Source organism: Ruegeria sp. BG6 (assembly GCF_056538465.1).
In genome coordinates, this window is the sequence record NZ_JBQFTB010000001.1 from 843,485 (window position 1) to 862,321 (window position 18,837).

Annotated in this window: 21 protein-coding genes; 10 read left to right on the forward strand and 11 right to left on the reverse strand. The window is 57.4% G+C overall.

Annotation, left to right across the window (positions count from 1 at the left end; all coding sequences use genetic code 11):
• Nucleotides 1-54: 54 nt before the first annotated feature.
• From phhA to ACR0JW_RS04210, 3 genes are all read left to right on the forward strand, one after another.
• A complete protein-coding gene (phhA, locus tag ACR0JW_RS04200; RefSeq protein ID WP_170676433.1) occupies nt 55-855 on the forward strand; it encodes a phenylalanine 4-monooxygenase in 801 nt (266 codons plus the stop codon).
• A gap of 6 nt (nt 856-861) precedes the next feature.
• Nucleotides 862-1,200 (forward strand): 4a-hydroxytetrahydrobiopterin dehydratase, encoded by a 339-nt coding sequence (locus ACR0JW_RS04205; RefSeq protein ID WP_170824608.1) that lies wholly within the window; start codon nt 862-864, stop codon nt 1,198-1,200.
• 298 nt (nt 1,201-1,498) lie between these two features.
• Nucleotides 1,499-2,761, forward strand: coding sequence for a DEAD/DEAH box helicase (locus ACR0JW_RS04210; RefSeq protein WP_170816672.1), 1,263 nt, complete (start codon nt 1,499-1,501; stop codon nt 2,759-2,761).
• A 62-nt stretch (nt 2,762-2,823) separates the two neighbouring features.
• Here ACR0JW_RS04210 and mltG read toward each other — a convergent pair whose 3' ends face one another.
• From mltG to fabD, 7 genes are all read right to left on the reverse strand, one after another.
• Nucleotides 2,824-3,978, reverse strand: a complete 1,155-nt coding sequence (gene mltG / locus ACR0JW_RS04215) for an endolytic transglycosylase MltG (protein ID WP_170676430.1) — start codon at nt 3,976-3,978, stop codon at nt 2,824-2,826.
• Nucleotides 3,979-5,244: a beta-ketoacyl-ACP synthase II gene (fabF, locus tag ACR0JW_RS04220; protein ID WP_170676428.1), complete on the reverse strand. Its 1,266-nt coding sequence runs from the start codon at nt 5,242-5,244 to the stop codon at nt 3,979-3,981.
• A gap of 209 nt (nt 5,245-5,453) precedes the next feature.
• A complete protein-coding gene (locus ACR0JW_RS04225) occupies nt 5,454-6,197 on the reverse strand; it encodes a 1-(5-phosphoribosyl)-5-[(5-phosphoribosylamino)methylideneamino] imidazole-4-carboxamide isomerase (protein ID WP_170610259.1) in 744 nt (247 codons plus the stop codon).
• Between the two features lie 122 nt (nt 6,198-6,319).
• Nucleotides 6,320-6,859: a GNAT family N-acetyltransferase gene (locus tag ACR0JW_RS04230; RefSeq protein ID WP_170676426.1), complete on the reverse strand. Its 540-nt coding sequence runs from the start codon at nt 6,857-6,859 to the stop codon at nt 6,320-6,322.
• A 138-nt stretch (nt 6,860-6,997) separates the two neighbouring features.
• Nucleotides 6,998-7,231, reverse strand: coding sequence for an acyl carrier protein (locus ACR0JW_RS04235; protein ID WP_008756330.1), 234 nt, complete (start codon nt 7,229-7,231; stop codon nt 6,998-7,000).
• Nucleotides 7,232-7,441: 210 nt separating this feature from the next.
• A complete protein-coding gene (gene fabG / locus ACR0JW_RS04240; protein ID WP_170610255.1) occupies nt 7,442-8,179 on the reverse strand; it encodes a 3-oxoacyl-[acyl-carrier-protein] reductase in 738 nt (245 codons plus the stop codon).
• Nucleotides 8,180-8,221: 42 nt separating this feature from the next.
• Nucleotides 8,222-9,160 (reverse strand): ACP S-malonyltransferase, encoded by a 939-nt coding sequence (gene fabD, locus ACR0JW_RS04245; protein ID WP_480713636.1) that lies wholly within the window; start codon nt 9,158-9,160, stop codon nt 8,222-8,224.
• Between the two features lie 174 nt (nt 9,161-9,334).
• Here fabD and ACR0JW_RS04250 point away from each other — a divergent pair, with 174 nt between their 5' ends.
• Nucleotides 9,335-10,561: a cytochrome b/b6 domain-containing protein gene (locus tag ACR0JW_RS04250; RefSeq protein WP_480713604.1), complete on the forward strand. Its 1,227-nt coding sequence runs from the start codon at nt 9,335-9,337 to the stop codon at nt 10,559-10,561.
• A gap of 68 nt (nt 10,562-10,629) precedes the next feature.
• Here the strand turns inward: ACR0JW_RS04250 and ACR0JW_RS04255 are convergent, their stop codons facing one another.
• Both ACR0JW_RS04255 and ACR0JW_RS04260 read right to left on the reverse strand, forming a co-directional pair.
• Nucleotides 10,630-11,202 carry a YceI family protein gene (locus ACR0JW_RS04255; RefSeq protein WP_170676422.1) on the reverse strand — a complete coding sequence of 191 codons (573 nt, stop codon included), beginning with the start codon at nt 11,200-11,202 and terminating at the stop codon, nt 10,630-10,632.
• 126 nt (nt 11,203-11,328) lie between these two features.
• The gene (locus tag ACR0JW_RS04260) at nt 11,329-11,847 is read right to left on the reverse strand and encodes a hypothetical protein (protein ID WP_170676420.1); all 519 of its coding nucleotides are present in this window, start codon (nt 11,845-11,847) and stop codon (nt 11,329-11,331) included.
• 283 nt (nt 11,848-12,130) lie between these two features.
• Between ACR0JW_RS04260 and rpsF the strand changes: the two genes are divergently transcribed.
• The 6 genes from rpsF (at nt 12,131) to ACR0JW_RS04290 (ending at nt 15,880) form a co-directional block, all read left to right on the forward strand.
• Nucleotides 12,131-12,484, forward strand: a complete 354-nt coding sequence (gene rpsF / locus ACR0JW_RS04265; protein WP_170610248.1) for a 30S ribosomal protein S6 — start codon at nt 12,131-12,133, stop codon at nt 12,482-12,484.
• Between the two features lie 27 nt (nt 12,485-12,511).
• Nucleotides 12,512-12,739 (forward strand): 30S ribosomal protein S18, encoded by a 228-nt coding sequence (gene rpsR, locus ACR0JW_RS04270; protein ID WP_005982441.1) that lies wholly within the window; start codon nt 12,512-12,514, stop codon nt 12,737-12,739.
• Nucleotides 12,740-12,751: 12 nt separating this feature from the next.
• Nucleotides 12,752-13,369: a 50S ribosomal protein L9 gene (rplI, locus tag ACR0JW_RS04275; RefSeq protein ID WP_170610246.1), complete on the forward strand. Its 618-nt coding sequence runs from the start codon at nt 12,752-12,754 to the stop codon at nt 13,367-13,369.
• Between the two features lie 145 nt (nt 13,370-13,514).
• On the forward strand, nt 13,515-13,991 hold the full coding sequence (locus tag ACR0JW_RS04280) for a lytic transglycosylase domain-containing protein (protein ID WP_170610244.1): 477 nt from the start codon (nt 13,515-13,517) through the stop codon (nt 13,989-13,991).
• Between the two features lie 226 nt (nt 13,992-14,217).
• Entirely contained in the window at nt 14,218-14,919 is a 702-nt protein-coding gene (locus tag ACR0JW_RS04285) for a helix-turn-helix transcriptional regulator (RefSeq protein ID WP_170610242.1), read from the forward strand.
• A 97-nt stretch (nt 14,920-15,016) separates the two neighbouring features.
• Nucleotides 15,017-15,880: an acyl-homoserine-lactone synthase gene (locus ACR0JW_RS04290; protein WP_170676418.1), complete on the forward strand. Its 864-nt coding sequence runs from the start codon at nt 15,017-15,019 to the stop codon at nt 15,878-15,880.
• 99 nt (nt 15,881-15,979) lie between these two features.
• On the opposite strand, the gene tig is transcribed toward ACR0JW_RS04290, so the two are convergent.
• Complete coding sequence (gene tig, locus ACR0JW_RS04295; protein ID WP_170610238.1) at nt 15,980-17,311, reverse strand: trigger factor; 1,332 nt, start codon at nt 17,309-17,311, stop codon at nt 15,980-15,982.
• Between the two features lie 183 nt (nt 17,312-17,494).
• Complete coding sequence (locus ACR0JW_RS04300; RefSeq protein ID WP_170676416.1) at nt 17,495-18,619, reverse strand: porin; 1,125 nt, start codon at nt 18,617-18,619, stop codon at nt 17,495-17,497.
• Nucleotides 18,620-18,837 lie beyond the last annotated feature (218 nt).

The window sequence follows — 18,837 nt, forward strand, 5'->3', positions numbered from 1 at the left end:
TTCCAGACATTTATTTCAAGCTGCCCGGCTACAATTGTTTCAGGAGGATACATCATGCCCAAATCAACCAGCTACGTCGCGAAAGTACCCGATAGCCGCGGCCACATAGTCTACACGGATGAAGAGAACGCGGTTTGGGCCGATCTCTATGCCGCGCAAGCGCCAAATGTTCAGCGCTACATGGCGCGCGAATACCTGGACGGGCTGGCACGCCTCGATCTTCCCAAAACAACCGTACCGTCTTGCGCGGACATCTCCGCGCGTCTGCTGGATCAGACCGGCTGGCAGGTACAACCGGTTCCGGCCCTCATCGGGTTCAAGACTTTCTTCGGCATGCTGGCGGATCGAACTTTCCCTGCGGCATCCTTCATTCGCTCACGTGAAGATTTTGACTATATTGAAGAGCCCGACATTTTTCATGAAATCTTCGGCCATACTCCGTTGCTGAGTGATCCGCGTTTTGCGGCGTTCAGCCATGCCATCGGTAAAGCCGGGCAACAGGCGGGACCGAACGACTACGCCTGGCTGATCCGGCTATACTGGTTCACAATCGAATTTGGGCTGCGTCGACAGGAAGGTGGTATCAAGGCCCTGGGATCAGGACTGGCTTCCTCCCCCACCGAACTTGTATACGCCGTGAACAGCGACATACCAGATCGGGACCCGTTTGATGTCCTGACGATCCTGCGCACTCCTTATCGGATCGATATGCACCAGATGGGGTATTTTGTGCTAAACGATCCAGAGGACCTGTTCGAAGCGGCCGAGCGCAACCTTCTGGCCGACGTCCACCGCGCCCAGTCTCTGGGTCTGCTGCCGAACAAGTTCCCTGAAAAAACAACCGCTGCCGAGTGATCCACCATGACACAGAAACTAGCAGATCAAACATGCGTCCCTTGTTCCGGCGGCATCCCGCCGCTGAACGCGCAAGACGCCAAGTCACATCTCAAGGCCCTCAGCCCGGACTGGCAGCTTGATTCCGAAACCAAAACACTGACGCGACGCTTTAAGTTCAAGGGATTTGCCAAGGCGACCTATCTGGCCAATCTTTGCGCATGGCTCGCCGATCAGCAGGGGCATCACCCCGATATCAGTTTCGGCTATGGTTACGTAGTGGTCCGGCTCACCACGCATGAGATCGGCGGCCTCAGTGACAATGATTTCATCTGGGCAGCAAAATTGGACGCGCTGACGGCGTAACACGATAAACACCCATACAAGCGTTTGCATTCAGCAGCGCTTGACAATTGCGCTCGTAACCCTCATGTGCCGCTCAACACAGCGCTGACGCGTGAGCATCGGCAGGCTCGTAGCCTGCCCAAAGCGCTCCTACCCTCCAGTTCCCCTTCACGCAGGGTTCTTGATGCGATGGCCGGATGGCGCAGGACCCGCCTGCCCGTCCTGAGGTCTCGCTAAACCCTGCCGGTCGCGCAAGTTGCGTGGCCAGAATCTCATGTTCGCGGCCAACCCGGCTTTGCGGACCAAAAAGGAATACGATTTGTTCGACTTCGACATGCTGGGTCTTGCACCCGCTCTGAATGACGCCCTGAAAAACGCGCAACTTACCCAACCCACCCCCATCCAGAACCAGGCCATTCCGCTTGCGCTTCAGGGACACGATATTTTGGGCCTGGCCCAGACCGGCACAGGTAAAACGCTGGCCTTCGGCCTGCCGCTGATTGACCACCTTCTGGCCCAGCCAGGCAAACCGGCCCCCAAAACGGCAAAGGCACTGATCCTGGCCCCTACCCGCGAACTGGTCAATCAGATCGCCGAAAGCCTGCGTAATCTGACCAGAAAAACCAAACTGCGCGTAGCGACCGTTGTTGGTGGCCAGTCCATCAACAAGCAGATCTCGTTCCTGTCGCGCGGCACCGACATACTCGTGGCAACGCCCGGACGCCTGATCGACCTGATGGATCGCGGCGCCGTCGATCTGGGCGCCGTCCGGCATCTTGTGCTGGACGAAGCCGATCAGATGCTGGACATGGGCTTCATCCACGCCCTGCGCCGCATTGCGCCGCATCTGGGCAGCCCGCGCCAGACCATGCTGTTCTCGGCCACGATGCCCAAGCAGATGGAGGAACTCAGCCGCGCCTATCTGACCAACCCGCAAAGGGTGCAGGTTTCGCCACCGGGTAAAGCTGCGGACAAGATCACTCAATCCATCCACTTCGTCGACAAGCCCGGAAAGCCCGGCAAACTGCGTGAAATTCTGTCCACCGACCCCGAGGCGCTGACACTTGTGTTTTCCCGAACCAAACATGGCGCAGAAAAGCTGATGAAGGGGCTGGTCACAGACGGATTCAACGCGGCATCGATCCATGGCAACAAAAGCCAGGGACAACGCGACCGCGCCATCAAGGCGTTTCGCACGGGCGAGATCAAGATTCTTGTGGCGACAGACGTGGCCGCACGCGGGATCGACATCCCCGGCGTTGCCTATGTGATCAACTATGACCTGCCCGAGGTGCCCGACAATTATGTCCACCGCATTGGGCGGACGGCCCGTGCCGGGCGCGAAGGTGAAGCCATTGCGTTTTGCGCACCGGAAGAAGTCGATCTGCTGCGGCAAATTCAAAAGCTGATGAAGATTGAAATTCCCGTCGCCAGCGGCGCGTTGCCTGAAGCCGCCGAGCCTCAGAAACCTGCGCGCCGTCAGGGCAATCGTCGCAGAGGTTCCAAACCGCATGCGGGTTCCGGAAACTCGAATTCCGCCCCTTCCAAACGGCGCAGACAGCGCCGACGCCCGGCGGCCTGATCGCACAACAACAATGGCCGGCGGCGATGCGCCCCCGGCCACTTATTCATGTCTCTTGCGGATTAGTTGCCCGAGTTACGCTCGGCTTCGATCTCACGCCATTTGGCAACGTTGCGGTTATGCTCCTGCAAGGTTTCCGCAAATGCATGGCCGCCGGTACCGTCAGCAACAAAGAAGACATAGTCGGTTTCTTCGGGCGCAACTGCGGCCTCCAGACTTGCCAGTCCCGGATTGGCAATCGGTGTCGGCGGAAGCCCATCGATCAGGTAAGTATTCCAAGGGGTTGCGCGCCGCAGCTCACTCCTCCGCAATCCGCGTCCAAGGACACCCTGACCCTTGGTGATACCGTAGATTACGGTCGGGTCTGTCTGCAGCTTCATACCCTGCTTCAAGCGGTTCACGAATACGCTGGCTACCTGTCCGCGCTCTTCCGGCACGCCGGTTTCCTTTTCGATGATGGACGCAAGGATCAGCATTTCTTCCGGGCTTTCCAGTGGCAACCCGTCCTGACGGCTTTCCCAGACTGCATTGATCCGAAGCTGCTGCTTTTCCTGCATTTTCTGTAAGACAGCATTCCTGTCGTCGCCTGGCTTGATGTCATAGCTGTCAGGTGCCAACTCACCCTCGGCCGGAATTTGGGTTACGTCACCACTCAGCGCATCAAATGACTTCAGCGCGTCAACAACCTGCCACGCGGTCACGCCCTCGGCCACTGACACCCGATAGCGCGTGTCAGCCTCGCCACGTTTTTCTGCGTATTCCGCCGGAGTTTCCTCATCTGATCCAAATGAGGAAACCTCGACAAAGTCCAAAGTCGCAGGGTCCAGTTCGCGTACACGGGTCTGCGTGCGGGTTACACCGATACGGTACTCGATCTCGGAACCACAGGTGCTTACACCACTGCTGGTGATCTCGTCGATGATCTGCTGCATCGAGGCGCCTTCGCGCACCAGAAAGCTGCCCGCCTTCAATTTCTGCGCCTGATCCGTGTAGTCGGCGCCCATGCGAAAGATCATGGCATTGCTGATCGCACCCTGATCCTCCAGATCGCGACTAACACGTGTCATGTTCGAACCGCTTTCCACCCGCAGGCAGATCGCGGATTGCAGCGGACCTTCAGCCTTGTATTGCGATTGCCCCCAAAGGATCAGACCGCCCATCAGAAACAGGCCGACCACCAGCAGGGTCAGCGCGTTGGACGCTAGGGCCCGCCACATTTAACTGACCTTTCCGAAGATCACGCTTGCGTTTGTGCCGCCAAAGCCGAACGAATTGGAGAGTGCCACGTTGATCTCACGTTCTCGCTTGGCGTTCGGTGCCAGATCGATGGGTGTTTCAACCGCCGGATTGTCCAGGTTGATTGTCGGTGGGGCAACCTGATCCCGGATTGCCAGTATCGAGAAAATCGCCTCAATCGCGCCTGCCGCACCCAAAAGGTGGCCTGTGGCCGACTTGGTCGAAGTCATGGTTGCCTTGCTTGCATGATCGCCCAGCAAACGTTCCACCGCACCCAACTCGATCGTATCCGCCATGGTCGAGGTACCATGCGCATTGATATAGTCCAGATCCTTCGGCTCCAGCCCGGCGCTGCGCAGCGCGGCTTTCATCGAACGTTCCGCGCCATCACCGTCCTCGGATGGCGCGGTGATGTGATAAGCGTCACCCGACATGCCATAACCCAGAACCTCGGCGTAAATTTTCGCACCGCGCGCCTTTGCGTGTTCGTATTCTTCAAGAACCACGATACCCGCACCTTCACCCATGACGAACCCGTCGCGGTCGATGTCATAAGGGCGGCTGGCCCTCTTCGGATCATCGGCATATTTGGTCGACAGTGCCTTACACGCGTTGAAACCGGCAATACCGATCTCACAGATGCAGCCTTCACCGCCACCGGCCACCATCACGTCAGCGTCGCCGGCGCGGATGATGCGGCTGGCGTCGCCGATCGCATGCGCCCCGGTGGAACAGGCGGTCACGACCGAATGGTTCGGTCCCTTGAAGCCATGACGGATCGACACCTGACCCGACGCCAGGTTGATCAGCGCGCCAGGAATAAAGAAAGGCGAAACCCGCCGCGGGCCCTTGTCGCGGATCAGATTGGCAGTTTCCGCGATGGACCCCAGCCCACCGATGCCCGAGCCGATCAGAACACCAGTCCGCAGGCGGCTTTCCTCATCTTCAGGCAACCAGCCGGAATCCTGACAGGCCATGTCTGCAGCAGCAATCGAATACAGAATGAAATCTTCGATCTTGCGCTGCTCTTTCGGCGGAAGCCAGTCGTCAGGGTTAAAAGTCCCGTTCGTGCCGTCTCCACGCGGTACTTCGCAGGCATATGTCGTGGTGACACCACTTGCCTCAGCATCGAAATGGGTAATCGGGCCCGCGCCGGATTCCCCATCCAGCAGCCGCGACCAGGTTTCCTCGACCCCACTGGCCAAAGGAGTGACCAATCCCAGACCGGTTACAACGACTCTGCGCATGAAATGCCTCTTGCCTGCTTCCTGTATGAGAACCGTCCATACCCCGCCCCGGGGTCCGGGGGCAAGAGCAAGGGCGCATTCCTTGTTAGCGTCATTTCGCCAATTCCGGTCATATATTGTGGTTCAGCAGGAATGCACCACCGCTCTGCACAAAAAAACCGCCCCTTCCCTGAAACGGAAAAGGGCGGGCTAGATTTACCGGGCCGGTCCTACTGGAACTGCGCTACCGGTTCATGGGCAGCTGCCGCAACCTTAAGCGCTTCGGACAAGCTCAGTGTCTTGCGGAACAGCGCACGGCCCACAATCGCGCCCGAGATGTTAGAGATGTAGGCCAGCCGCGAAATATCGTCTGCCGTACGAACGACACCGCTGGCAATGACCGGGGTCCGCGAGTGCTTGGCCAGACCCGAAATCAATCCCAACTGCGCTTCGACGTCATCCATGTCGCTGTCGATATCAGTGACCAGAATGGCAGCAAAAGGCGTGTCGGCAAAAGCGTCGATAAACGCTTCCGGCGTAAAGGCACTTTGGCTGCGCCAGCCCTCGGTCATAACCTGACCTTGCCAGACATCCACGGCCAGAACGATCTGGTCGGGGTGCAGTTTGGCAAGTTCCTTGACCACGTGGGGATCACGCGCGGCCAGGGTTCCGATCACAACCCGGCCGGCACCTTTGTCGATCCAGTGCTCGACGTGCTCGCGGCTTCGCATACCACCGGCAAGCTGCACCGGCATTTCCGCGCTTCGAATTATTTCTTCAATCAGTTCGGCGTTGGTATTGCGCCCTTCGATTGCGTCGAAGTCCGTCAGTTGCATCCATTCGGCCCCGGCCGCGGACCAGCTACGTGCGGTTGCAACCGGATCGACATGCCAGACCATGGCTTCATCGAGACGGCCTTTGTCCAGCGAGACACACCGTCCGTTCTGCAATTCCATCGTGGGATAAATCCTCATGAGCATGCTCCTTCGCCCAATCGCTGTAAAATCCAGCATAGCATAGACAGCTCCGAAACGGTTGTTTCAAACAGTTTCGGCAAACCACGCTCTGTTTGCGGCATTGCTACAATTACTGTGTTTCAGGCGCGTGCTGGCGGACCATTTCGCCGTAACAGTTGGACAGGCGTATCCATGTATTCGCATTCACGCATCAGAACGTAGCCCAGCTTCTGCGCCAGACTTTGCGACGCTTCATTTGTGGCATCCACCATGGCGACCAACGGCCCGGGAATGACCCTGTCGAACCAGTCGTGAGCCGCCTGTGCGGCCTCGTATCCCAGGCCTTTTCCCTGCGCTTCGGGGGCCAGGACCCAGCCTGCCTCGGGGAAACGGCCAAAATCCTCACCCAGACCCCGATCGCCGTAGAAAAATCCTGCCTGACCGATCATCTGCCGATTCGATTGCTGGATCACCGCCCATTGTCCGAATCCGGCCATCTGCCAGTGTCCGGCATTGCGCAGGAACGCATCCCACGCCTCGCCCCGTGATTTCGGTTTGCCGCCGATATGGCGCACAACACACGGATTTCGCCAGATTTCCGCAAAGCGGTTGAAATCTTCCGGTCGCATCGCACACAGCGTCAGTCGCGCCGTGTTTATCATCGGGGTGGATCTTATCATGCCCTGCCCGCCTGGAATTTTGCCTCAGTGGAAACAGTGCGAAGCAATAAGACGCCGTGCAAGCGGGAAATCGGTCCGGGCACAAAAAAACGGCGCCTCCGTTGCCCGGAAGCGCCGCTCTATCTCGACACGAAACGCTTAGGACGCTTCGCTGATGAATTTGACGGCGTCGCCAAAGGTCTGGATGGTTTCGGCTGCGTCATCGGGAATTTCGATGCCGAACTCTTCTTCGAAGGCCATAACCAGTTCAACAGTGTCCAGGCTGTCCGCGCCCAGATCGTCGATGAAGGACGCGTTTTCCGCGACTTTGTCTTCTTCGACACCCAGGTGCTCAACAACGATCTTTTTAACGCGATCTGCGACGTCGCTCATGTCTTTTCCTCATTCCGTTTCAGGGCGCATTGCCCGGTTCTGCCCTTGCCCGCTCAGGCTGGCTTTGGTTTGCCCGTTCCGGGCGGTTTGAGACCCGGCTGACCGGGCATGGCGAAGGCCAACCTGAATGACCGGCCCCCACATATCTGCGCCGCCTATAGCACAGACAACGCACAAGGCAAACGGTTTCGCGCCTGCCCTGCGCCGCGCTTACAACATGGCCATACCGCCATTCACATGCAAGGTGGTTCCGGTAACATATCCCGCTTCGGGGCTAGCCAGATACAGAACTGCGGCGGCAATCTCGGAAGGGTCACCCATACGGCCCGCCGGAACCTGCCCCAGAATTCCGCTCTTCTGATCGTCCGTCAGTTTGTCGGTCATCGCGGTGGTTATAAAGCCAGGAGCCACGGCGTTCGCGGTGATTCCGCGGCTTGCCACTTCGTAGGCCAGCGATTTGGTCACGCCCACCATTCCGGCTTTGGACGCCGCATAGTTCGCCTGCCCCGGATTACCAGTTGCGCCCACCACCGACGAGATGTTGATGATACGACCCCAGCGGGCCTTCATCATGCCGCGCAGAACGCCTTTACACAGTTTGGCGGTCGCGGTCAGGTTCACGTCAATCACGCTCTGCCATTCTTCATCCGACATGCGCATAAAGATGTTGTCGCGCGTGATGCCCGCATTGTTCACCAGAATATCAACGGATCCCATCGCTTCGGCCGCCTGCTTCGGCAGCGCTGCAACCGCTTCGGCGTCGCTCAGGTTGCAGGGCAAAACGTGGGCCCGTTCGCCCAGTTCGTCCGCAAGCGCCTGCAATGGCTCGACCCGTGTGCCGGAAAGCCCAACCGACGCGCCCGCCGCATGCAGGGTACGCGCAATTTCGCCCCCGATACCGCCCGAAGCCCCAGTGATCAGCGCATTCTTACCTGTCAAATCAAACATTCGGTTTCCCTCTTGGTTCGTCTGTGTCGACGCGTATGGAGATTACGATTCGGCCTGTACCGCATTCTGCACGTCTTCGGGTGTACCGACAGCCTTGCCGCCAATAGCCCGGTCGATCTTTCGGATCATGCCCGACAGCGCCTTTCCTGCGCCAATTTCCCATGTCTCGGTCACACCCTGCGCCGCCATATAAAGGACGCTTTCGCGCCACCGGACCGAACCCGTCACCTGTTCGACCAGCAACTGCCGGATCAGATCCGGGTCTGTCACGGCCTCGGCACGCACATTCGCCACCAACGGAACAGCAGGCGCTTTGATTTCAACGGCAGCCAGGGCCTCGGCCATCACATCGGCAGCAGGCAGCATCAAAGCACAATGGAATGGCGCGCTGACCGGCAGCATGACCGCCCGCTTGGCACCTTTTTCCTTTGCAATGACTGCGGCACGTTCCACAGCCGCCTTGGAGCCCGATACCACAACCTGTGTCGGATCATTGTCGTTCGCCGCCTGGCAGACCTCGCCCTGCGCGGCCTCTTCCGCAACCGCGCGAACGGCCTCCAGATCCAGCCCCAGCACAGCGGCCATCGCGCCTTCACCTACCGGCACGGCGCTCTGCATAGCCTGACCGCGTGTGCGCAGCAGGCGGGCAGTATCGGCGACCGACAAAGCCCCTGCAGCAGCAAGCGCCGAGTATTCACCCAGCGAATGCCCCGCGACATAGGACGCATTGGTAATCGCAACCCCTTCGGCCTCAAGCGCGCGCATCGCCGCCATCGAGGTCGCCATCAGCGCTGGTTGCGCATTCTGTGTCAGCGTCAGTGTTTCGATCTCGCCATCCCAGATCAGGCTGCTCAGCTTTTCCCCCAGTGCCTCGTCCACTTCGTCAAATACCGCCTGCGCGGCGGGATAGGCTTCGGCCAGTGCTTTGCCCATACCGATGGTCTGGGCGCCCTGCCCCGGGAAAACGAACGCGAGTGTCATTGCAACCTCATGGATGACGTTAGGTTGCGGCGGGGTGTAAACCGACAATTGGCCCGGCACAAGCATTGCCTGCGCTCTGCATTCCGGCACCATCGCTGTGCGCACGGTCATATTGTGTCCTGTTCACACGGATATAGGTTGTGTCCAGACCTTCACCTTCGGAGCATCCGATCAATGCACTCGAAAAATACCTTCTCTACCTACGGAAGTATTGCCAAGACCTTTCACTGGTTGACGGCATTGCTGATTTTCACGGCATTGCCACTGGGCTTTTTTGCCAACAACCTGGCCCAGGCGATCTATGACCCGTCAATTCCGACTACCGAGGACGACATCGCGCAGGCCGCACGGCTGTTTTCGCTGCACAAAACTGTGGGCATCTCCGTCTTTTTCGTGGCCTTGGCCCGTATCCTCTGGGCGATGACACAAACCAAACCCGGTTTGCTGAACGCCGAAAACAAGTCCGAAGCATTCGCCGCCGAAACAGTGCATTGGCTATTGTATGGCTCGCTTGTGCTGGTTCCCCTGACCGGCTGGCTGCACCACGCGGCCGCCGAAGGGTTCGCACCCATCCTGTGGCCCTTTGGCCAGAACCTGCCATTCATTCCCAAGTCGCCCGCTCTGGCTGAACTGACTGCCAGCCTGCATTGGCTGTTCATCATCGTATTGGCGGGTTCGCTGGTGCTGCACATCGCAGGAGCGCTGAAACACCATATCGTGGATAAGGACAGCACGCTGCGTCGGATGTTGCCGGGCGCAACGGATGCGCCCAAGCCGCCCGCACAGAAACACTCACTTGTCCCCGCCGCCGCCGCGCTGGTCATCTGGTGCGGTGTGCTGGCGGGTGGCTGGACCACCGGTGTTTTCACCAAACACGCTGCCGCTTCCACTGAAACCGCCGAACTTGCAGAGGTTCAGTCGGACTGGCAGGTGCAGGAAGGAAACCTGTCGATCACGATCAAGCAACTTGGCAGCCCTGTAACCGGCAGATTCTCTGACTGGACCGCCGCGATCACTTTCGACGAACCGGCAGAACCCGGCCTCGCAGGGTCGGTGGACGTGACCATTGCCATCGGCTCGCTAAGCCTCGGAACCGTAACGGATCAGGCCATGGGCGCGGATTTCTTCGACAGCGGTCAGTTCCCGACCGCCAGCTTCGATGCCGACCTGTTCAAAACCGAATCCGGGTACGAGGCGCGTGGTCCTCTGACAATCCGAGACAAGACGCTGGACATCACTTTGCCCTTTGCTCTGAGTATTCAGGATGATGTCGCAACAATGACAGGAGAAATAACGCTGGACCGGCTGAGTTTCGACATTGGCAAAAAAATGCCCGCTGAAGACTCGCTGGCGTTTGCCGTGACCGTTGCAGTAGAGTTGACCGCGTCGCGGGCCAAGTAACATTGACCAACAAAAAAACCGCCGGTGTTTCAGCACCGGCGGTTTTCTATTCAAAAGCCAAATCTGTCTTATTCAGCCTTTTGCGCTTCTATCGAGATCGAAATTTCCACCTCGTCACTGACAAACGGTGCGAATTGACCCAGGTCGAAGTCGCTGCGCAGCAGGGTTGTGGTCGCGTCGAACCCGGCCCACTGCTTTCCAGCCATCGGATGCTCGCCAACCTGATTGAGCGTTGCGTCCAGCACCACGGGCTTGGTGATATCGTTCAGGGTCAGATCGCCGGTGATCTTGGCAGTGTTCTCGCCTGTCACTTCAATACCGGTCGAGGTGAAGGTGGCCAAATCACCCTCGGCCGCAGCAAAGAAATCCTCGGACATAAAATGATCTTCGCGCGGCTTCCAGCCCGTGATCATCTCGACCACCGGCATCGAGACGGTCACGCTCGACGCAGCGGGGTCTTCCTGATTGAACATGATCTCGCCTTCAAAACCCGAGAACATCCCGGTTGTGGTCGAAAATCCGAGGTGATTGTAAGTAAAGACGACCTGGCTGTGGCTTGAGTCCAGAACATATTTCTCGGCAGCAGCAAAAGCCGATGTTGCTGATACGGCCAGTGCGGCGGCCAGGAGGATAGGTTTCATAACAAACTCCGCAGAATTGGTGGTGCAACCCAGAATGGTTGCTCACTAACGTAAATGTGCCGCCCAAGGGCGGCACTCAACCTCTATTCTCTCACAAATTCTGTTCTTTTTTGAACAGAACGGGATTTAGGCGAAGATCGTAACGTTTCCGCTGAGTTGCCCCTTGAGCGCCCGGCTTACATCCACTGATTGCAGCGGCAGCTTCATCAGAAGGCTGCCATCCATGTCGAACAACTCGACCTGATCATCTGCAAAACGTGCACCCCCCAGGGTTTCGTAGCTGCGACGCAGAACCGTTTGCGGGCGGCCATTTTCGTTTTTCTGCAGCACGCGCACTTCGCGGCGGATCGGATCAAAATATGCGTCCGGCCGGGCATCCATAATCTCGATCGTCAGCAAGCTAACCCCGACCAGCAGGAACATCATCGAAGCCGCCAGTTTGATGGGCCACACTTCGGGTCCTGCAACGGAACCGGACATAAGCCACATGGAAAACGCGGCTACGATCAAAATCAGGCCCAGGGCCCGTGCCAATATCATTCTCGCTTTCCAGTTCGGCGCGAAGGCCACCATGACAGGCACAGAATGTTCAAATCGCGAACCAGTGGCCGTTTTGTGAATTGCGTTTGTGTTCGTAGCGGTCATTTTCTTTACCCCGTCTCAGGTTGCCGTACTGAATTTGCTCGTTCCGGCTAGTCCCCGGCATACAAAACAACTTTGAGCCGAAAAGCGTCAGGAATTGGGCACGCCAAAGGAATTAGGGCGACTTCACAAAGGCATATGTGGCGGGGCTTGCCCCTCGCGCTCAAAGGTGTATACGGGGCCATCCTTCGCAAGAGTTATGAATCGCGCAGCCTCTCGTGGCAGGGTCGCGAAGGACCAGAAAGCCCCGCCTTTGAAATGCGCCTTGATATAAACAGGAGTGCACATGCCACTGTATGAGCATGTAATGATCGCGCGTCAGGACCTGTCCAACGCGCAGGCGGAAAGCCTCGTCGAACATTTCGGCACCGTTCTGGCTGACAACGGCGGCAAGCTGGTTGATAGCGAGTACTGGGGCGTCAAGACGATGGCCTACAAGATCAACAAGAACCGCAAAGGCCACTATGCCTTCCTGAAGACAGACGCTCCTTCGGGCGCCGTTCAGGAAATGGAACGCCTGATGCGTCTGCACGAAGACGTCATGCGCGTTCTGACCATCAAGGTCGACGGCCACGAAGACGGCCCGTCGGTTCAGATGCAAAAGCGTGACGAGCGTGGCGACCGCCGCGAGCGCCGTTGATCAAAGCCTGACGAAAGGACATAAACCATGGCCGCAAAACCATTTTTCCGCCGCCGCAAGGTCTGCCCGTTCTCGGGCGACAACGCGCCCAAGATCGACTACAAGGACACTCGTCTGCTGCAGCGCTACATCTCTGAGCGTGGCAAGATCGTTCCTTCGCGCATCACCGCCGTTTCGGCGAAAAAGCAGCGTGAACTGGCCCGTGCTATCAAGCGCGCGCGCTTCCTCGCCCTGCTGCCCTACGCCGTGAAGTAAGGAGAGACTGACATGCAAGTTATCCTTCTGGAACGCGTTGCGAAACTGGGTCAGATGGGCGACGTCGTTGACGTCAAACCCGGCTACGCCCGCAACTTCCTGCTGCCCCAGGGCAAGGCGCTGAGCGCGTCGAGCGCCAACATCGCGTCGTTCGAAGCCCAGAAAGCGCAGCTTGAGGCACGCAACCTGGAAACCAAGAAAGAAGCTGAAGCACTGGCTGAAAAGCTGGACGGTCAGCAGTTCATCGTGATTCGCTCGGCATCGGATGCCGGCGCTCTCTACGGCTCGGTCACTCCGCGTGACGCCGCAGAGGCCGCGACCGAAGCAGGCTTCACTGTCGATAAGAAACAGGTCGTTCTGATTGCTCCGATCAAGGAACTGGGCCTGCACTCGCTCGCAGTCAAACTGCATCCCGAGGTCGAAGTCGAGATCAAGATGAACGTTGCACGTTCGGAAGAAGAAGCCGAACTGCAAGCCTCCGGTAAATCGATCCAGGAACTGGCTGCTGAAGAAGAAGCTGCCGCTGAATTCGAGATTGCCGAACTGTTCGACGACATCGGTTCTGCCGCTTCGGAAGACGAAGATCTGGCACCGGAAGCTTCGGCTGAAGAAGACGAAGCCAAAGCCTGATCCGACAGGAAATGACGAGAAAGAGGCTGCGTGCCATGCGCGGCCTCTTTTTTGTTTCAGCAAGTTTTTGCTGCTCCGGAAAACCCAACCTTGCAGTCCGATTATCGTTTTCTATCATCGGCCCCTCTATTGTCGGAGCTATCTTATGACTTTGTTCCTTCGCCGCAGTGTGCTGGCTATTCTGATTGCAACGCCCATCGCCGCCTGTAGCGGCTCCAACCGGCCCTCAGACGAAGCATTTGATCCACCGCTTTATCCGAACGAGACAGCCGAACTGCGCGAATCGATCAATAAGTGGGCCGATCACTACGAACTGCCGCGCGAACTGGTGCACAAGCTGGCGATCCGGGAAAGCACACATCGGCCCTGGGCAGTCAACCGCCCGTATTACGGATTGCTGCAAATCCTTCCCGCAACGGCTCGCTCGATGGGGTACGACGGGAAAGCGCAAGGCTTGCTGGATGCAGACACCAATCTGGAATTCGCCGGAAAGTACCTAAGGGGGGCATGGTTGTTGTCCGACGGGGATCAGCAACGGGCGATTTTTCTGTACGCAAAGGGCTTCTATCCCGAAGCGAAAGCGCGAAAAATGCTGGTCGAAACGGGCCTGCGATCGGAATAAACCCCCTCAAAACACCCCGAACTTCGCGTCAACCGGAGGTATTCCGGGATATTAAGTGCCGAAAAGGTATGTTTTTCCCGGTTCTGTTGCTTTAAGTACGCAATAAGCATACGCGGCTTGCACAAATGGCTTGCACAACACCCCAAGGTTGACGCAACGTATACACCGTGAAGGACGAAGACGGCATTTCTTTGGGGCTAGGAGTGTCACTGTAAGGGTTGGACCGGTGAAACTGATAGACTTGGCCGCAATCGACCATGAGGAAAAGTCGGCCTCAGACATCATCAATGCCGTCTGCGATGAGCTCGGCTTTGACTACGCTTCCTATGCAACCATGAACCCCATCAAAGGTGATGTGCAGGGTTATGCGAACTACCCTGACGAGTGGAAGATTCACTATGGCAGCCACGGCTATCACCATTTTGATCCCACGATTTATCAGTCAGTGCTTAGCATCGCGCCCGTTGACTGGGGGCGGTTTAACCATGACGAGAAATTCCATGCGGTCTTCCGGGATGCAAATGATTTCGGGATTACATCGCGCGGGCTGACTGTTCCGATCCGGGGGCCTTACGGCGAATGCGGAATGCTCAGTGTCACACGGGATTGCTCAGACGCGGAATGGGAAAAGCTGAAGAAGCATGTGATGGGCGATCTTCAGATGGCCGCGGTTCACGCGCATGACACCGTTATGCAATCCGGTCTTTTGGCGAAAGCGTTGTACCTGCCGACCCTTTCGACCCGGGAAAAAGAGATCCTGCAATGGGTCGCCGAGGGCAAATCTCAGCAGGACATTGGCGATATTCTGTCCATTTCACACCGCACGGTAGAAGTGCACATGCGGTCGGGCCGCGAGAAACTCGGCGCGCTCACCACTCCGCAGGCCATCGGACGGGCCATCGGAATGGGCCTAATTGCCCCAGGTTAATCAAAAAAAAGACAAAATTACGGGAAACCCCCAATAGCCTTAAACCGAATCTTGGTTAAATTCTAAGACACGGTAACCAGACTGTAGGGGGATGGAAATGATCATCGTAATTGATGGTATGAACCAGCACAAATTCAAAGATGTATTGGACGACATGTTCAAGCTGCGGGCACGGGTTTTCGGGGATCGCCTTGGCTGGGATGTCAACATCAAGGATGGCCGCGAGCGCGATCACTTTGACGACCTGCATCCTGCACATGTTGTCAGCATCAACGACGAAGGGGACGTCGTTGGGTGTATGCGACTGTTGCAGACGACCGGGCCACACATGCTGGCCGACGTCTTCAGCTCTATCCTGGATGGCGAGGCTCCCATACGCAGCGCCCAGGTCTGGGAAGCGACGCGCTTCTGCGTCGACACCAAGAAACTCGGGCGGGGACGCGGAAAGAACTCTGTATCCTACGTCACCAGCGAAGTCATGATCGGCTCGTTCGAATACGCACAGACAGCCGGAGTGCTGGACTCGATCGCAGTGATCGATCCAGTGATGAACCGGGTCCTACAACGTTCAGGCAACGCGCCCTATGACTATGTCGGCACAGCCAAGCCCATGGGCAAGGTCGTCGCCATGGCCGCACTCATGGATTGCTCGGATGAACGGATTGCAGGAATTCGCAACTATGCAGGGATTGAGCATGATGTCTTCCTGACCGAAGAAGCGGCACTGGATCTCTATGCTCACGGCAAGACCGAAGCAGCGCCACAGCAACCGGTCGCTAACTTCGACCATCAGCCGCTTTCGCAACTGGAACGGTACTTTGTCGAACAGATGAACGCGGCCACGAACAAGGCCGAAGTCGAAGATGTTCTGAAACTGATCGAAGAGCTTTCGGACCGATTTACGCCAGAGCAAAAGACCGCTCTGCTACGAACCCCCCGTGCTTTTGCTCATGAGGCCTGACCCCCTCACCTCATAAGTACAAAGCCACCCATGCGGAGCCGTCTAATTTCAGACGGCTCCGCTTTTTTGTGCCCCACGTTGCCGGGGATAGGAAGAGGATTACTCCTCTTCCAGTGCCTCAACGGCTTTTTGCAGATCGTCTTTGCTGACTTCCTTGTCGGCAACCTGCGCCAGTTCAACGATATAGTCGATGACCTTGTCTTCGAAGATCGGCGCGCGCAGCTGCTGCTGCATCTGAGCGTTCTGCTGCACGAACTCAAAGAACTGACGTTCCTGACCCGGGTATTGGCGGGCCTGGTTCATGATAGCTTGCGTCATTTCTGCGTCGGTGACTTCAACCTCGGCCTTCTGGCCCAGTTCGGCCAGCAGCAGGCCCAGGCGCACGCGGCGTTCCGCCAGTTTGTTGTGCTCGTCAGTGGGCTCAATCTCACCGTGGTCGTGGCCTTCCACTTCCGGGTTCTCTTCGTGCCACAGCTGGTGTGCGATCTGCTTGGCTTCAGCCTCAACCAGCGACGGCGGCAGGTCGAACGAGACTTTCTCGTCCAGCACATCAAGCAGAGCACGCTTCATGACAGCGCGCGACGCACCGGCGTATTCGGCTTCCAGACGCTCAGCGATCTGGCCCTTCAAGGCAGCCAGGTCTTCGGCACCGAATTTGGTGGCCAGCTCGTCATTGATCTCGGCAGCGACGGGCTCTTTCACCTCTTTCACGGTGCAGGTGAAGACAGCGTCTTTACCGGCCAGATGCTCGGCACCGTATTCCGCAGGGAAAGTCACGTTGACGTCTTTTTCTTCCTCGGCCTTCACACCAACCAGCTGCTCTTCGAAGCCGGGGATGAAGCTGTTGGAGCCCAGAACCAGCGGATAGTCTTCGGCGGAACCGCCTTCGAACTCTTCGCCGTCAACCTTGCCGACAAAGTCGATCACAACCTGATCGCCATCTTTCGCTTTGGAACCCTTGCGGCGCGCTTTGAAGTCCTGCGCAGTTTCGGCCAGGTTGTTCAGCGCTTCTTCGACGGCTGCGTCGTCTGCTTTGACAATCAGCTTATCCAGTTCGACCGATTTCAGGTCTACTTCGGGGATCGCAGGCAGCGCCTCATAGGACATTGCGACCTCGACGTCGTCGCCTTCTTTCCAGTCCTCATTGGTCATTTTGACCTCGGGCTGCAGCGCAGGACGGTCGCCGCTGTCCTCAAAGTGCTTGTTCATCGCACCGTCGATGCTTTCCTGCATCGCTTCGCCCAACAGGCGCTGGCCGAACTGCTTTTTCAGCAGCGCCATCGGTACCTTGCCTTTGCGGAAACCTTTCATTTCGATTTCCGGCTGCGCTTCGGTCAGCTTCTCGTTGACCTTTTCGTCCAGCTCGGCTGCGGATACGACAATATTGTAGCCGCGTTTTAGACCTTCGTTCAGCGTCTCGGTAACCTGCATTATGGTAGTCCCCATAGGATTCGGGGCGCGCAAAACGGCGCGCCGGGCAAATTTGACGCCTTCTATTTGCCCAGCCGCCCGCGTGCAAGGGGGCAAAGCCCGGATCAGCTTTGTTTTGCCGCTGAATTGAACAAAAAAGCGCCCCGGAACGAACCGGAGCGCATGCTTGTCTCAGAAGCAGGATCAGAACCGCCAGCGCGCGCCCAGAACCCAAGCTTCGTTTTTGTCGAAACTGATCGTGTCGTCGAAATCGTGGTTGCGGTACTTCAGATATGCGTCGGTGTTGATGCTGTCGAACCGTTGGACGATGGCAATACCCCAGGACTTGGTGCTTGAACCGCTGTTCTCAAAATCCGACCCGTCGAAATAGTCGATACCAACGCCGGTTTTGCCCCAGGACACCCAGTCTCCTTCATAAGCCAGCTTGGTGTACCAATAGTCCGGATCGCTTGCACCGGATGAGGTGTCATCGCGCGAACCAAGGGCCGCGGTAAAGCTGAACCCGCTGGGCAGCAGAACCGAGGCTGACCCGATCGTGTCTTTCCGCTCACCAGATGAGTTGTCAAAGTCGCGCACGGCGTAGGCGATGCTGGCGGCAAACTCGACGCCGTTGGAGAACGTATTGCCGTAGGAAACCGCGATGTCATAGTAGTCGTCGTCATCGCTGCTGGACAGGATGTTCTGACCATAGGCAATTGCCGCCGAGAACCCGTTGAAATCCGGCGTGTCATAGCGAATGCGGCCGCGACGCGCCCCGTCAAAGTTGCTGGACGAGTCGCCCACTGTAATCGTGCTCAGTGTGCCTGTGGGATCACGATAGAAAAACGCTCCGTTTTCATCGTTGGTGAACGAATACAAAGCGGTCCCGACATAAGACAGATCAACTTCTGCGGCCCCATCCGATGCCATGCTGCCCTGACCAGCCGAGAACTTACCATACCCCCCCTTCAGCGAGAAATCGACGTGGCGAATGTCTTCGCGCGACCAGCCGTTGTTGTTGGTGCCGAACTGGTTGGCCGTCCCTGTGCTGGGCAAGCCCAGGCCGGTTTCCAACCAGAACATGAACTCGTTGCTGCCATAGGGCTGCATCAAACGCAGACCGACCCGGCTGTTGGACAGGTCGTTGTCCAGAACACGTGTCTCGGTATCCTGGCCGTCGTCCACCGAAACAAGAGCTGGGTGGAACTGTCCGTATAGATGCACATATCCGCCGCTGTTATTTTCATATTTCAACTCAGCAGCAGCTGGTATCGCGCCTGTTGCCGCCAAAATCGCGGCTATTGATGAGTTTCTGAGAATCTTAGTCATATCTGTCACCATGATGGGGTTCTGGTTTCACGTCCCGCCCATTTGTCCACGAAAATCTGAGGTTCCAATAGCCGGCATTTCAGACAGTAGAAGCATTGCATATTCGCCACATCGAGAGCCCAAGGCAGAGATTTATACTCAATAATTTCAACCGCTTAAATCTGACTTTCAGCAGTCAAAGGTAGTCTGCAAGAAAATTCTGCCAATCAGCCATGCAA

Bases quoted from the DNA above. Each gene is read 5' to 3' on its own strand.
- phhA (WP_170676433.1), top strand. From the start codon at position 55: ATGCCCAAATCAACCAGCTACGTCGCGAAAGTACCCGATAGCCGCGGC.
- ACR0JW_RS04205 (WP_170824608.1), top strand. From the start codon at position 862: ATGACACAGAAACTAGCAGATCAAACATGCGTCCCTTGTTCCGGCGGC.
- mltG (WP_170676430.1), bottom strand. From the start codon at position 3,978: ATGTGGCGGGCCCTAGCGTCCAACGCGCTGACCCTGCTGGTGGTCGGC.
- fabF (WP_170676428.1), bottom strand. From the start codon at position 5,244: ATGCGCAGAGTCGTTGTAACCGGTCTGGGATTGGTCACTCCTTTGGCC.
- ACR0JW_RS04225 (WP_170610259.1), bottom strand. From the start codon at position 6,197: ATGAGGATTTATCCCACGATGGAATTGCAGAACGGACGGTGTGTCTCG.
- ACR0JW_RS04230 (WP_170676426.1), bottom strand. From the start codon at position 6,859: ATGATAAGATCCACCCCGATGATAAACACGGCGCGACTGACGCTGTGT.
- ACR0JW_RS04235 (WP_008756330.1), bottom strand. From the start codon at position 7,231: ATGAGCGACGTCGCAGATCGCGTTAAAAAGATCGTTGTTGAGCACCTG.
- fabG (WP_170610255.1), bottom strand. From the start codon at position 8,179: ATGTTTGATTTGACAGGTAAGAATGCGCTGATCACTGGGGCTTCGGGC.
- fabD (WP_480713636.1), bottom strand. From the start codon at position 9,160: ATGACACTCGCGTTCGTTTTCCCGGGGCAGGGCGCCCAGACCATCGGT.
- ACR0JW_RS04250 (WP_480713604.1), top strand. From the start codon at position 9,335: ATGCACTCGAAAAATACCTTCTCTACCTACGGAAGTATTGCCAAGACC.
- ACR0JW_RS04255 (WP_170676422.1), bottom strand. From the start codon at position 11,202: ATGAAACCTATCCTCCTGGCCGCCGCACTGGCCGTATCAGCAACATCG.
- ACR0JW_RS04260 (WP_170676420.1), bottom strand. From the start codon at position 11,847: ATGACCGCTACGAACACAAACGCAATTCACAAAACGGCCACTGGTTCG.
- rpsF (WP_170610248.1), top strand. From the start codon at position 12,131: ATGCCACTGTATGAGCATGTAATGATCGCGCGTCAGGACCTGTCCAAC.
- rpsR (WP_005982441.1), top strand. From the start codon at position 12,512: ATGGCCGCAAAACCATTTTTCCGCCGCCGCAAGGTCTGCCCGTTCTCG.
- rplI (WP_170610246.1), top strand. From the start codon at position 12,752: ATGCAAGTTATCCTTCTGGAACGCGTTGCGAAACTGGGTCAGATGGGC.
- ACR0JW_RS04280 (WP_170610244.1), top strand. From the start codon at position 13,515: ATGACTTTGTTCCTTCGCCGCAGTGTGCTGGCTATTCTGATTGCAACG.
- ACR0JW_RS04290 (WP_170676418.1), top strand. From the start codon at position 15,017: ATGATCATCGTAATTGATGGTATGAACCAGCACAAATTCAAAGATGTA.
- tig (WP_170610238.1), bottom strand. From the start codon at position 17,311: ATGCAGGTTACCGAGACGCTGAACGAAGGTCTAAAACGCGGCTACAAT.
- ACR0JW_RS04300 (WP_170676416.1), bottom strand. From the start codon at position 18,619: ATGACTAAGATTCTCAGAAACTCATCAATAGCCGCGATTTTGGCGGCA.